The 12,050-nt window shown below is 71.9% G+C and carries 13 protein-coding genes and 1 tRNA gene; 2 read left to right on the forward strand and 12 right to left on the reverse strand.

Features of this window, described 5'->3' with window-relative positions:
* Positions 1 to 6: 6 nt before the first annotated feature.
* The 6 genes from BXA11_RS08465 to BXA11_RS08490 form a co-directional block, all read right to left on the reverse strand.
* The gene (locus BXA11_RS08465; protein WP_076433989.1) at positions 7 to 978 is read right to left on the reverse strand and encodes an asparaginase; all 972 of its coding nucleotides are present in this window, start codon (positions 976 to 978) and stop codon (positions 7 to 9) included.
* Complete coding sequence (locus tag BXA11_RS08470) at positions 975 to 1,808, reverse strand: Clp protease N-terminal domain-containing protein (RefSeq protein WP_076433990.1); 834 nt, start codon at positions 1,806 to 1,808, stop codon at positions 975 to 977. Before BXA11_RS08470 ends, BXA11_RS08465 begins: the two co-directional genes overlap by 4 nt.
* A 56-nt stretch (positions 1,809 to 1,864) precedes the next feature.
* Positions 1,865 to 2,527: a trypsin-like serine protease gene (locus tag BXA11_RS08475; protein WP_159454747.1), complete on the reverse strand. Its 663-nt coding sequence runs from the start codon at positions 2,525 to 2,527 to the stop codon at positions 1,865 to 1,867.
* 414 nt (positions 2,528 to 2,941) lie between these two features.
* Positions 2,942 to 3,014: transfer RNA gene (locus BXA11_RS08480), tRNA-Leu, on the reverse strand.
* A gap of 252 nt (positions 3,015 to 3,266) precedes the next feature.
* The gene (locus BXA11_RS08485) at positions 3,267 to 4,601 is read right to left on the reverse strand and encodes an NAD(P)/FAD-dependent oxidoreductase (RefSeq protein ID WP_036406197.1); all 1,335 of its coding nucleotides are present in this window, start codon (positions 4,599 to 4,601) and stop codon (positions 3,267 to 3,269) included.
* 176 nt (positions 4,602 to 4,777) lie between these two features.
* Positions 4,778 to 5,581, reverse strand: a complete 804-nt coding sequence (locus tag BXA11_RS08490; RefSeq protein WP_076433992.1) for a uracil-DNA glycosylase — start codon at positions 5,579 to 5,581, stop codon at positions 4,778 to 4,780.
* 137 nt (positions 5,582 to 5,718) lie between these two features.
* Between BXA11_RS08490 and BXA11_RS08495 the strand changes: the two genes are divergently transcribed.
* Complete coding sequence (locus BXA11_RS08495) at positions 5,719 to 6,924, forward strand: cytochrome P450 family protein (protein WP_231513850.1); 1,206 nt, start codon at positions 5,719 to 5,721, stop codon at positions 6,922 to 6,924.
* Between the two features lie 85 nt (positions 6,925 to 7,009).
* Here BXA11_RS08495 and BXA11_RS08500 read toward each other — a convergent pair whose 3' ends face one another.
* From BXA11_RS08500 to BXA11_RS08510, 3 genes are all read right to left on the reverse strand, one after another.
* Complete coding sequence (locus BXA11_RS08500; protein WP_143734152.1) at positions 7,010 to 8,020, reverse strand: HAAS signaling domain-containing protein; 1,011 nt, start codon at positions 8,018 to 8,020, stop codon at positions 7,010 to 7,012.
* Complete coding sequence (locus BXA11_RS08505) at positions 8,017 to 8,346, reverse strand: PadR family transcriptional regulator (RefSeq protein ID WP_030507598.1); 330 nt, start codon at positions 8,344 to 8,346, stop codon at positions 8,017 to 8,019. Before BXA11_RS08505 ends, BXA11_RS08500 begins: the two co-directional genes overlap by 4 nt.
* Before the next feature lie 61 nt (positions 8,347 to 8,407).
* Positions 8,408 to 9,391, reverse strand: a complete 984-nt coding sequence (locus BXA11_RS08510; protein ID WP_076433994.1) for a quinone oxidoreductase family protein — start codon at positions 9,389 to 9,391, stop codon at positions 8,408 to 8,410.
* 81 nt (positions 9,392 to 9,472) lie between these two features.
* Between BXA11_RS08510 and BXA11_RS08515 the strand changes: the two genes are divergently transcribed.
* Complete coding sequence (locus BXA11_RS08515; RefSeq protein WP_030507600.1) at positions 9,473 to 9,820, forward strand: ArsR/SmtB family transcription factor; 348 nt, start codon at positions 9,473 to 9,475, stop codon at positions 9,818 to 9,820.
* 99 nt (positions 9,821 to 9,919) lie between these two features.
* Here BXA11_RS08515 and BXA11_RS08520 read toward each other — a convergent pair whose 3' ends face one another.
* The 3 genes from BXA11_RS08520 to BXA11_RS08530 all read right to left on the reverse strand — a co-directional run bounded on the left by BXA11_RS08520 (position 9,920) and on the right by BXA11_RS08530 (position 12,004).
* Complete coding sequence (locus BXA11_RS08520; RefSeq protein ID WP_204053744.1) at positions 9,920 to 10,858, reverse strand: Ppx/GppA phosphatase family protein; 939 nt, start codon at positions 10,856 to 10,858, stop codon at positions 9,920 to 9,922.
* 67 nt (positions 10,859 to 10,925) lie between these two features.
* Positions 10,926 to 11,546, reverse strand: a complete 621-nt coding sequence (locus BXA11_RS08525; protein ID WP_083744061.1) for a DUF501 domain-containing protein — start codon at positions 11,544 to 11,546, stop codon at positions 10,926 to 10,928.
* Complete coding sequence (locus tag BXA11_RS08530; protein WP_239105062.1) at positions 11,543 to 12,004, reverse strand: FtsB family cell division protein; 462 nt, start codon at positions 12,002 to 12,004, stop codon at positions 11,543 to 11,545. The genes BXA11_RS08525 and BXA11_RS08530 overlap by 4 nt, the downstream gene beginning before the upstream one ends.
* Positions 12,005 to 12,050 lie beyond the last annotated feature (46 nt).

A 12,050-nucleotide genomic window follows, 5' to 3' on the forward strand; every position in this document is an offset into this window, starting at 1 on the left:
CCGCGGTCAGAGGCGGGCGAACCAGTCGCGGACGGCGTGCCGCCCGCCCCCGCCGAGCGCCACCATCAGGGCGTACCTGGCCTTCGCCGGAGCCAGCCCCCGCGCCCCGATCGCGCCGACCTTCGCGGCCAGCCCCAGCCCCAGCGGCAGGTCCTCCAGCTCGACCGGCCGGGTGCGGCACCGCGAGGCGACCACCACGGGGATGTCCCACTCCGCCAGCTCGCTGAGGGCCCCGTACAGGGTGATCGGGATGTTCCCGGCGCCGGTGCCCTCCAGCACGACACCCCTGGCTCCGGCGTCCACGACGGACGTGACGAGCACGGGGTCCATCTCCGGATACGTCTTGATCAGCGCGACGTGCGTCTCCGGCTCTCCGCGTGCGTCCGGGGGCCGCGGCGGCGGCGTCGCCGTCATCTCGGCCCGGCCGTCCACCACCCGGCCGAGGATCGGCGCGGGGGCGGACGACATGGCCGACAGGCCGGTCGCGTCGGCCATCGTGACCCAGCGCGCCGCGTGCAGTTCGTCGTTCACGCAGACCACCGCGCCGACGCCGCGAAGAGCGGGATCGGCCGCCGCGACCAGGGACGACGCGAGGTTGCGCGGGCCGTCGCTCGACAGCTCGTCCAGCCCGCGCGCGGCGCCGGTCAGCACGATGCCGCCGCGCGGAGCGGCGGGGCCCGCGAGCAGGTCCGTGAGGAAGGCCGTCTCCTCGATCGTGTCCAGGCCGTGGGTGACGACCACACCGTCGAACCCCTCGTCCAGCAGGGCCGAGCGGGCACGGCGGGCCAGCCGCAGCATGGTGGAGGGCGAGGTGTCCCAGCTCGGCTCGGCCTGCACGTCCTCGGTCACGACCTCCACGCCGAGATTCCCGGGTACGGCCGCCAGCAGGTCGGCGGCCGTCGCGAGCCCCGGACGGCTGGTGCGACGGGCATATGCCATGACGTCGCCCGTCGCCACCAGCAGCACCCGTCCGGTCACGACGCGTCGTCCTCGGCGGGCGCGGCGACTCCGGCGTGCTGTTCGAGTCGCTCGATGCGCCGCAGGAGCGGAGCGATCTCCTGACGGACGGCCGCCGCCACCGCCTGCATGGCCGCCTGGGAGGAGGCCGCGGGAGCGGACGGAGACGCGTCCTGGGACGCGGAGGCGCCCTGCGCCTGCGCCCGGAGGTGGACGTAGCCGGCGAGCGCCGCGGCGACCGCGCGCCGCGTGAGGCGCGGCTCGGCGCCCCGCTCGCGCAGCACGTGCCCGCCGATCCCGTCGGGCTCGGCGACCAGACCGAGCAGCAGGTGCTCGCACCCGATGTAGTTGTGCCCCAGCGCATGGGCCTCGGTGACCGCCAGTTCGAGGGCGTTGGCCGCGTGCGCGTCGAACCGGCTCGGACCGTCCTTCCGCGTTCCCTCGTCCTCTGGCCGCTCCGGGCCTGCCGCCGCGGCGGGTACGGACGGGCGGCGGCTCGCGAGGTCGCGCTCGATCAGAGTGGGCTCGATCTCCATGGCCCACAGGACGTGCAGGGCGAGGTTCTGCCCCTCGGCCAGCATCGCGGCGAGCAGGTGCTCGGTGCCGATGCCGGTGGCGTTCTCGGCCCGGGCCTGGTCCAGCGCCAGCCGGAAGACGGCGCGGGTCCTGGGAGTGAAGTGCGACAACCGGGGGTCGTCGATCTCGAAGTCGCCGAGGATGGTCTCGCGGATGGCGCTCACGCGGCGGACCGCCTGCTCCAGCGCCCGCTGGCAGATCGCGGACACCGGAAGCGCCGCTTCCTTGACCGCCTCCGCCAGATCATCTGGGAGGTACACGTTGATCTTAGGCATGCATCATTCATACCCCCATAGGGGTTATACGTCTACCCCCAATCGCGAAAACGGCGTCAGGGAAGCGTGACGTACTTGCCGAGGAACTCCCTGACCTCGGGGATGTCCAGGCGGTAGTCGACGTTGGTCGTCTTGCAGGCGTCGTCCACTCCACTGATCGTCGTGGCCACGAGCAGCTTGGAGTCCGGGCCTCCCAGGTAGTTGGGGCCGCCCGAGTCGCCGTAGCAGGTCCCGCCCTCCTCGCGCGAGGGGTTCGGCACCAGGTCGAGCCACCTGCTGCCGAGGCGCTTGTAGGAGATGGACGTCTGGCTGCGCGTGTCGGTGTAGCGGTACCGCCATCCGTGCCGCTTCTTGACGGGGTCCACCGAGCCGTACCCGACCGGGGTGAAGCGCGCGGCCTGGAGGCGGCCGTCGGCCTTGAGCTGGTCGAGCAGGCCCAGGGACGGCAGCTTCGCCGGGGCGATGCCGGCAACGGGCTCGGGGAAGATCACGACCGCCATGTCATAGGCGTCGCCCTTGTATCTCGAGTCGGGCACGTAGCGACCGGCGTAGAGCTTCTCCCCGGGCTGGTAGTGGCCGGCGAAGGAGACCCGGGCCGTCTTCTGGCCCTTGCCGCCGCAGTGGGCGGCCGTGAGGAAGACGGTCGGCGAGATGAGGGTGCCGGTGCAGTACGACCACGTGCCGTCGCTCTCCGGCTCGTCGCCGATAAGGGCTCCCACTTCCGGGTGCTGAGTGTTATCGACCGAGCCATGGGTGATGGCCGACGCAGGCGAGGCGATACCAGCCACCAAGCCGGTAAGAACCATGACAAAAGGGACGAAACGCATGCCCGAATGTATCCGAGCATGGGCTCCCTATGACAAAGCGGAACGAGAAGATCTACCGACTGACCTGGCGAAACGGGGACTTCCCGCGCGCTCACCGGACACGCGAAGACCGGCCCTGAGCCGGCCACAGCATGAGCGTGCCGAGAAGGGGCCACGTGAGGGGGCCCCGCCAAAGGACCATGTGAAAGGACCACGTGAAAGGGCCGCGTGAAGGGCCCCGGTTCGACGAAGGGCGTCGTGAGGCCCCACTCGCCTCGATGCTCGCTGTCCTGCCGGTCGATGCTTCGGTGTCTTGCCGGGCGCCAGTGCCCCCGGTGGGACTCGAACCCACACCACAGCCCTTTTAAGGGGCTTGCCTCTGCCATTGGGCTACGGGGGCGCCGCGATCATATGTCACGGATCACTCCTCTGTAAGCAAGTTACGTCTTACGCGGCTTGTCCCCCTTTCCACAGCGCGTGAACGGCACGCCGGGGAGCCACCCGGTCAAGGTCCGGGAGACCGTCCGCACCTTCTCCCCCGTCCACCACACCAGCATGTCAGAGCACACGGACACGCGACGGCCCGGCGGGTGTGCGCCGCCGGGCCGTCACATGTCCTGGGGCCGTCCCCGGCCCGTCCCCGCCGGGCGGGTCAGCGCTTGGGCCCGCTCTTCGCGGCCGCCCTGAACTCGTCGCGCGGGTGCTCGATCTCGCCGAGAGAGATCGTCTCCCGCTTGAAGAACAGCGACATCGTCCAGTCCATCACCACGCGGACCTTCCGGTTGACGGTGGGGACCCGCGACAGGTGGTAGGTGCGGTGCATGAACCAGGCGGGGAAGCCGCGCAGCTTCATGCCGTAGACGTTCGCGACACCCCGGTAGAGGCCGAGCCCGGCGACCGACCCGGCGTACTTGTGCCGGTAGTCCTCCAGCTTCTGCCCGCGCAGGTACGCGGTGATGTTGTCGCCGAGGACCTTCGCCTGCCGTACGGCGTGCTGGGCGTTGGGCGCGCAGTACTGGCCGGGGTTGGTCACGTCGGGCACGCCCGCGATGTCACCGGCGGCGAAGGCGCCCTTGACGCCCGCGACGGTCAGGCGCGTCGTGGTCTTGATCCGGCCGCGCTCGTCGAGCGGCAGGTCGGTGGAGTTGACGATGGGGCTCGGCTTGACGCCGGCGGTCCACACGATCGTGGCCGACTCGAACTCGTCTCCGTCCGAGGTCTTGACCAGACCACCCTCGCACGACTGGAGGAACGTCTTCATCTTGAGCTCGATGCCGCGCTCGCGCAGCTGCTCCGCGGTCCACTCGCCCATCTCGGGACCGACCTCCGGCAGGATGCGGTCGGACGCCTCGATGAGGACCCAGCGCAGGTCCTTCTTGTCGATGCTCGGGTAGTACGTGACCGCGTCCTCGGTCATGTCCTCGAGCTCGGCGAGCGCCTCGATGCCCGCGAAGCCGCCGCCGACCACGACGAAGGTCAGCGCGCGGCGGCGCACGTCCTCGTCGTCGCTCGACTCGGCGCGGTCGAGGAGGGCCAGCACCCGGTTGCGCAGCGCGATGGCCTCGCCGACGGTCTTGAAGCCGATGGCCGCGTCCTCCAGGCCGGGGATCGGCAGCGTACGCGAGATCGAGCCGGCCGCCATGACGACGACGTCGTACTCGATCTCACGGGACTGGCCCGCGGCGGGCTCGAAGGTCAGCGTGCGCGCCTCGTGGTGCACCTTGGAGACCTTGCCGTTGAGGATGCGCACCTTGGGCAGCACCCGGCGCAGCGGGGCCACGACGTGGCGCGGCGAGATGTTGCCGGCCGCCGCCTCGGGGAGGAACGGCTGGTAGGTCATGTACGACTGCGGGTCGATGAGCGTGATCCGCACGCTGCCGTCGCGCAGCTCACGGCGGAGCGTGCGCTGGAGACGAAGAGCCGAGTAAAGGCCCACGTATCCACCGCCGACGATGACGACATGCTTCCAGTTGCGGTCTGCCACGATGCCCTCCCAGAGCTTGTGAAAGCATTCACAAGCTTACGTCACAAGTTGGCAATCGCACCATCGCGCCAGGGCCGAAGGTCCAGTGATTTTCCCCACTCCGCCATCTCTTGGCGACATTTCTCTGGAAAATTCCCGCAATCTTCTCTCAGTGATCGACTTCACACTCGTGAATTGGTTCACAAGGTCGCCGTACCCAGCGCGGCGGCGCGGGCGAAGACCGCGTCGAGCATGTCCGCGGTGACCCGGCCGGTGAAGGTGTTCTGCTGGCTGGGGTGGTAGCAGCCGATCAGCGTGACGGGAGCCGCGCCGTGGGAAATCGGCACCTCCACCGCGTGGCCGAACCGCGGCCTGCGGGGCGGCAGCGTGAACCCGGCCTCGCGCAGCGCGGGCCACACCGCCTGCCAGGCGAAACCGCCGAGCGCCACGATCACCCGGGTCGTGCCCGCCACGAGCGCGAGCTCCCTGGACAGCCAGGGGAAGCAGGTGTCGCGCTCCTCGGGGGTGGGCTTGTTGGCGGGCGGGGCGCACCGGACCGCCGCCATCATCCGGGCGCCGATCAGCCGCTGCCCGTCGCCCGCGTGGACGCTGGTCTCCTGCGCGGCGAGGCCGGTGCGGTGCAGCGACGCGAACAGCCAGTCGCCGCTGCGGTCGCCGGTGAAGATCCGGCCGGTCCGGTTGCCGCCGTGCGCGGCGGGCGCCAGCCCGACGATGAGCGTGTGCGGCGCGTCGTCGCCCCACCCCGCGATCGGCCGGCCCCAGTAGGTCTCGTCGGCGAACGCCCGCCGTTTGACGTCGGCGACCTCCTCCCGCCACTCGACGAGACGCGGGCAGGCGCGGCACACCGACTGCCTGGCGGTCAGTTCGGCGAGCGTACGGCTCTCTGCGGCGAGTTTGGCGACCTCGTGGGCGTCGTGGGCGACGGGGGTGTCCGGGCACGCCGGGTCACCCGGCCAGCCGGAACCGGGAGGAACGGAGCTCATGACACCGATCGTGCCAGGTCAGAAAATGTGCGTCCGCCAGAAGCCGGCTCTGGCGACACCTACGAGTGTCACGAAGCGGTCATGCCGAGAAAGATTCCGATCTTTTCCGCCGCGCCGGAGGTGGGTACGTACGGCCCGTGTCCACCGACTCAGTCCCCCCGATGTTCGGCCCGGCGTTCGACGCCGACCCCTACCCCGCCTACGACTGGCTGCGCCGGAACGCGCCGGTGACCCGCGTGCCGCTGCCCGGCTGCGAGGCGTGGCTGGTCACGCGGTACGAGGACGCCGTGACCGCGCTGACCCATCCCGCCCTCGCCAAGGACCCGGCGGCCGGCTCGCCCGAATGGCGGGCCGCCTCTCTCGGCCTGCCCCTGGACCACCGGCCCGGGCTGGCCCGCCACATGATCAACGCCGACGGCGCCGACCACACGCGCCTGCGGCGGCTCGTGAGCGCGGCCTTCACACCCCGGCGGATGGCGGGGCTGCGGACGCGGGCGCTGGAGGTGACCGACGCGCTGCTCGACCGCCTCGACGGCCCGGAGACCGACCTCATCGCCGGTCTCGCCTATCCCCTGCCGATCACGATCATCTGCGACCTGCTCGGCGTGCCCGAGGAGGACCGGGCCGCCTTCCACCGGCACGCCTCCGTCATCGACTCGGCGGCGGCGTCCGAGGTGGAGGAGATCAAACGCGCCACGGACGCCCTGGAGAGCTTCCTGGCCGACCTGGTCGAGCTCAAGCGCTCCCGGCCGGGCGACGACCTGCTCACCGACCTCGTCCGGCGGTCCAACCAGGGCGAGATCGACAAGGACGAGCTCACCTCGACCGCGTTCCTGCTGCTGATCGCCGGCCACGAGACGACCGTGGCGCTGATCGGCAACGGACTGCTCGCGCTGCTGCGGCACCCCTCCCAGGCGGCGGCGCTGCGCGCCGACCTCTCCCTGCTGCCGGACTTCATCGACGAGATGCTGCGTTACGACGGTCCCGTACGGAACGCCACCTGGCGCTTTCCCACCGAGCCCGTGGTGATCGGCGGCCAGGAGATGCTGCCGGGGGAGCCCATCCTCGTCTCGCTGCTCGCGGCCAACCGGGACCCGGCCGCCTTCGCCGACCCGGACGCGTTCTCCCCCGGCCGGATCGGCGAGCCGCACCTCGCCTTCGGCCGGGGGCCCCACTACTGTGTCGGCGCGGCCCTGGCCAGGGTGGAGGGAGAGGCCGCGATCGGCCGGGTGCTCGAACGGTTCCCCGGCCTGGCCCTCGCCGCCGACCCCGCCGAGCTGAGCTGGTGGCCCAGCGCCATCATGCGCGGCCTGTTCTCCCTGCCCGTCCGCCTGCACGGCTGACGTCCCGCCCGGCTCCGGCCGCACGGCGCTCCTGACCATGCTGCGTGCGCTCGGGTCCGGCTGACTCCGCGTTTCCCGCTCGCGCCTATCGCGAGCGGCGAGACGGCTCGGCGGACGGCGACGGTGACGGCGAGCCGGACTGCTCGGCGGAGGGCGTCGGTGAGGCCGTGGCGTCCGTGGGCGCCGGCGTCGCGGGGACGCAGGTCGCCTCCGCCTCCGGTTCGGTGGGATCGGCGCGGCGCTCCACGGGCTTCAGCGGCAGCGGGTAGGCGTTGCGGATGGGCGGCTCCCCGTCACAGGGGATCACGATCTCCTGGTCGAAGCCCGGGTCCAGCATGATCGGGTTGCCGTCCTGGTCGTAGAGCCGGACGTTGTGCAACGGCGTCCCGTCCTCGGCGTACGGGAGGATGTTGGAGACGTCCCCGCCCAGCGAGGACACACTCTCCACTCGCATGCCCGGCGCGTACACCTCCGGCCGGGGGCCGTAGTCGAAGGCCACGCCGCGCGACGACGTGCTCGGGACGTCCGCCATCGCCGTGACCACGAGGACCGCGGCCACCAGATTGGCTCCGAGCAGCAGCACGCGACCCCAGCGCGACGCTCGCGCGCGGCCCCGCCGGCCCAGCCACACCGACCCCCAGACGACCGCGAGCGTGAACACCCACGCGGGGATGTCACCGGGGATCAGCCCGGGGGCGCTGATCGGCGCGAGCACGGCCAGCGCGATCGCGTAGCCCCGCAGCACCCACCACGCGGGGCGCAACTCCGGGGCGAAGACGGCGGCCTGACGGTAGGGCGGGAGCACGAGCAGCCGCGTGTGAACGCGCCGGACCGCTCCGCTCGTCCGCTCGCGCAGCCGCCCGCCCAGCGAGGAGCCGCCGCTCGACGGCCGCCCGCCGTAGGCGGCCCGCAGCTCGGCCGCGTACGCCTCGGGGCCGCCGAGGCGTTCCTCCAGCGACATGCCCGGCTCGGCGGCGACCTCGGCGAGATGCTCGTCCAGGTCCTCCAGCAGCGCGTCCATGTCCCGGGCGGGGAGATCGGCGAGCGCCGCGCGTACGGCGGCGGCGTAGTCCTGGGGCGTCATAGGGGGAGTCATCCCGGATCGACCTCCTTGAGCAGGTCGTTCATGGTGGCGGCGAAGGACGTCCAGGTCTTCGCCGAGGTCTGGAGGAGCGAGCGGCCCACGTCGTTGAGGCCGTAGTACTTGCGGTGCGGTCCCTCGTCGGAGGCGACCACGTAGGAGGTGAGCGCTCCGGCCTTGAAGAGCCGCCGCAGCGTCCCGTACACGGAGGCGTCGCCGACGTCTTCGAGCCCCACCTCGCGCAGGCGGCGTACGACGTCGTATCCGTAGCTGTCACGCTCGGCGAGCACCGCGAGGACCGCCAGGTCGAGAACCCCTTTGAGGAGCTGGCTGCTGTCCACGCATCGCACAGTACTACGCATTGCGTAATAGCGGCAAGATCCTCCGGTCCCTACGCGGCGTTCACGCGATCCGTACGACGTACTTGCCGCTGCCGCGGCCGTCGGCGAGCAGCTGGTGGACGTCCGGCACCCCGGCGAGAGAGTCGATCACGGTCACCGGCACATCCAGCAGGCCCTCCGCGATCAGGTCCAGCACACGGCTCAGTCCCCGCGCGATCCGGTGGGGCGCGCCGGCGGTGAGGGCACTGGCGCTGAAGCCGACGATCCCCACGTTGCCGCGCATCAGGCGAGGGTGGGGCGGCAACGGGGACGCCTCACCTCCTCCCGCGTTGCCGAACAGCACGATCCGGCCGCCGGGACCGGTGACCTCCAGGTCCAGTTCGAGCAGCTCGACGCCGAGCGGGTCGAGGACGACGTCCACGCCCTCGGGCGCCGCGGCCCGGATCGCGGCGCCCATCCCCTCGTCACGGACGACCACCGTGTCGTAGCCGGCGGACCGGGCCGCTTGGACCTTGTCCGCCCGGCCCACGGTGCCGATGAGCCGTCCTCCGCCGAGTGCGGGGACCAGCCGGGCCACCGCCGATCCGACGCCGCCGCTCGCGGAGTGCACGAGCACGCTCTCACCCGCGCCGAGCCTCGCCGCGTCGGTGAGCAGCAGCAACGCGCTCGTCAGCATCAGCGGGGCGGCCGCGGCGAGGGAGGACGGCACGTCGTCCGGCAGCGGCACGGTCACGGCGGCGGGCGCCACGGCCACCTCGGCGAGACCGCCGGACGGGGTGAGGGCGGCCACCCGCTGTCCCGGCACGAGGCCGGAGACTCCCGGGCCCACCCGGCGCACGGTTCCCGTCACCTCTTTGCCCGGCACGAACGGCCAGGCCGTGACATAGCCCGGCTCTCCCCTGCGCGCCATCACATCGATGAAGTTGACGCCCGCGTGGGAGACGTCGACGGACACCTCGCCCTCGCCGGGCTCCGGCACCGGCATGTCCCCGACCTCCGTCAGGTCCGACCCGCGCGACGGTCCCGTCATCACCAACGCCTGCATGACCCGCTCCTCTTTCGATGTTCGTAGTACTACGAATGTCGTACCATAGTTGTACGATGGTTGTCGAAAGAGAGGTGGAAGATGCCCCGATCCCAACGCCGCCGGTCGGCATTGACGCATCCGGACGCCGCCGAGATCGACCTGCTCGACGTCCTCCACGCGCTGGCGGACCCCACGCGCATGACGATCGTGCGGACGCTGCGCGCCGAGCCGGAACGGGCCTGCGGCACGTTCCCGGTGGATGTGGCGCCGTCGACGCTCACGCACCATTTCCGGGTGCTCAGGGAGGCCGGTGTCATCCACCAGCGGGAGGACGGCAACCGCCGGTGGACCGCGCTGCGCCTGGCCGACCTCGACGGCCGGTTCCCGGGCCTCCTCGACTCGATCCTCGACGCCTACGAGACGAACGCCGGGGCCGTCGCCTCCTGAGGTCCTGGTTCTCGTCAGGTTCTGGTTTTCGTGAGGGCAGGGTTCTCGTGACGGCAGGGTTCTCGTGAGGGCAGGGTTCTCGTAGCGTCCTGGTTCTCGTCAGGCGAGGGACCAGGCGATGCCGTCGAGGATGTCGTGCTCGCTGACCACGACCTCGGGGAAACCGTAGCGGCGGACGATGCGGTCGAGGATGAGCGCGCCCGCGCCGATGACGTCGACCCGGCCCGGGTGCATGACCGGGATGGCCGCCCGCTCGTCGTGCGTCAGGCGCAACAGCCGCGCGGACACCTCGTGAACCCGTTCTGCGGGGATGCGCGAGTGGTGGATGCGCGCGGGGTCGTAGGCGGGCAGGTCGAGCGCGATCCCGGCGACCGTGGTGACAGAACCGGCCAGGCCGACCAGCGTCCGCGCCGTACGCACCGGGACGTGCTCCTCGACCCGGTCCATGGCCGCCTCGATGTCGGCGACGGCCGCCTCCACCGTCCCGGCGCTCGGCGGGTCGTCGCGCAGATGGCGCTCGGTCAGCCGTACGCAGCCGATGTCCACCGACAGAGCGCCCTCGACGGACCGCGAGCCGACGACGAACTCGGTCGAACCACCCCCGATGTCCACCACGAGATAGGGGGTCTCGGCCTCGGCGCCAGAGCGGGCCAGGCCGCGGGTCGCGCCGGTGAAGGACAGGCGCGCCTCCTCGTCACCGGTCACCACCTCGGGCTCCACGCCGAAGATGTCCCGCACCCCGGAGACGAAGTCGGCCCGGTTGGCGGCGTCACGGGTCGCCGAGGTGGCGACCACGCGGACCGGCACGGGACCGTCCGGGGAGTGCTCCCTGATCAGCTTTGCGTACCCGCGCATGGCCGTGAACGTCCGCTCCAGGGCCTCCGGCGCGAGCCGTCCCGTACGGTCGACGTCCTGGCCGAGCCTGACGATCTCCATCCGCCGTTCGACGTCGGCGAGGTCGTCGCCGGAGATATCCGCGATGAGAAGGCGGACCGAGTTGGTCCCGCAATCGATGGCCGCGACCCGCTTCGTCTTCACGCTCATCCCCTCCGGCCTCCGGTCGGCCCTCCACGCCACGACGGCGCTTCCGTTTCGGTCTCCCGGCCTATGGCTGCTCTGCGGAATTCTCCACGACCACGCAGGGGCCGCCTGCCCACCAGTCGGGCAGCGCGTCGAGCGCCTCCCGGCCGAACGGGTTGGCCCCCGGCGCGGCCAGTTCGTGGGCCACCAGCGCGTGCAGGCACTTGACCCGGCCCGGCATGCCGCCGGCGCTCTGCATGTCGCGCGGCAGCGGCTCCAGGCCCTCCTCGCCGGCCGCGCGGTCGCGGCGGGCGACGTAGTCCTCGTGGGCCGCCCGGTAGGCCTCGGCCAGCTCGGGGTCCTCCGCGAGCCGAGACTGCATGCTCTTCATCAGGCCGGACGACTCCAGCGTGCCGATCGCCGAGGCGGCTTTCGGGCAGGTCAGGTAGAACAGCGTGGGGAACGGCGCCCCGTCGGGCAGCCGGGGCGCGGTCTCCAGCACGTCGGGCAGGCCGCAGGGACACCGGTGGGCGACGGCCCGCACCCCGCGCGGCGGCCGCCCGAGCTGCGCCCGCGCCGCCGCCACGTCGGCGGGGTCCACACGGCCCGCGTGGCCTGCGTGGTCCGCCTGGTCGTCCGCCACGTCGATCTCCTCGCCCTTCACGCTTTCCGCCCCGCCGTCCCCGGTGGCGTCCGCCGTCCTCATCCCGCCGGCGCCGGCGCGGACGCCGATGCGGACGCCGTGGGTGCGGGGCTGCGCCCTGCCGCCGGTGCGGCGGGCCGCCCCTTGTCGGCCGCCTCGAACGACCGCCAGAGAGTGACGTACCAGGCGGGACGCTCCGGCTGCTTCGTCCCCGCCTTGGCGGCGGCGCTCCCGGCCGTCTCCTCGTCGATCACCTGATAGCAGTCGGCGCCCGGCTCGCAGTAGAACAGCCGCTCCTTGGCCAGGCGCTTGACGTAGTCCGGATCCTCCAGCCGCCGGCGCCGCTGCTCCAGGTTCTGGAGCTTGCGCAGCGCGTTCGCCTGCTGCGCCTCCAGCTGGGCGATCTGCCGTCGCTGGGCGACGTACTCCCGCACGGGGTAGGCGAGGCTCATGGCGATGGCGCACACGACGACCGCGAGGATCGCCGCGCGCCCGGTGAGCTGCGGCCGCTTCGCCGCCACGAAACCACCCCTCCCGGTCGGTCAGCGTGTGGCCCGATCACAACGG

The sequence above is a fragment of the Microbispora rosea genome (assembly GCF_900156315.1).
Taxonomy (GTDB): domain Bacteria; phylum Actinomycetota; class Actinomycetes; order Streptosporangiales; family Streptosporangiaceae; genus Microbispora; species Microbispora rosea.

Excerpts from the sequence above, each read along its gene's own strand:
- BXA11_RS08470 (WP_076433990.1), bottom strand. The coding sequence starts at position 1,808 with ATGCCTAAGATCAACGTGTACCTCCCAGATGATCTGGCGGAGGCGGTC.
- BXA11_RS08490 (WP_076433992.1), bottom strand. The coding sequence starts at position 5,581 with ATGAGCTCCGTTCCTCCCGGTTCCGGCTGGCCGGGTGACCCGGCGTGC.
- BXA11_RS08500 (WP_143734152.1), bottom strand. The coding sequence starts at position 8,020 with ATGACTCCCCCTATGACGCCCCAGGACTACGCCGCCGCCGTACGCGCG.
- BXA11_RS08510 (WP_076433994.1), bottom strand. The coding sequence starts at position 9,391 with ATGCAGGCGTTGGTGATGACGGGACCGTCGCGCGGGTCGGACCTGACG.
- BXA11_RS08515 (WP_030507600.1), top strand. The coding sequence starts at position 9,473 with ATGCCCCGATCCCAACGCCGCCGGTCGGCATTGACGCATCCGGACGCC.
- BXA11_RS08525 (WP_083744061.1), bottom strand. The coding sequence starts at position 11,546 with ATGAGGACGGCGGACGCCACCGGGGACGGCGGGGCGGAAAGCGTGAAG.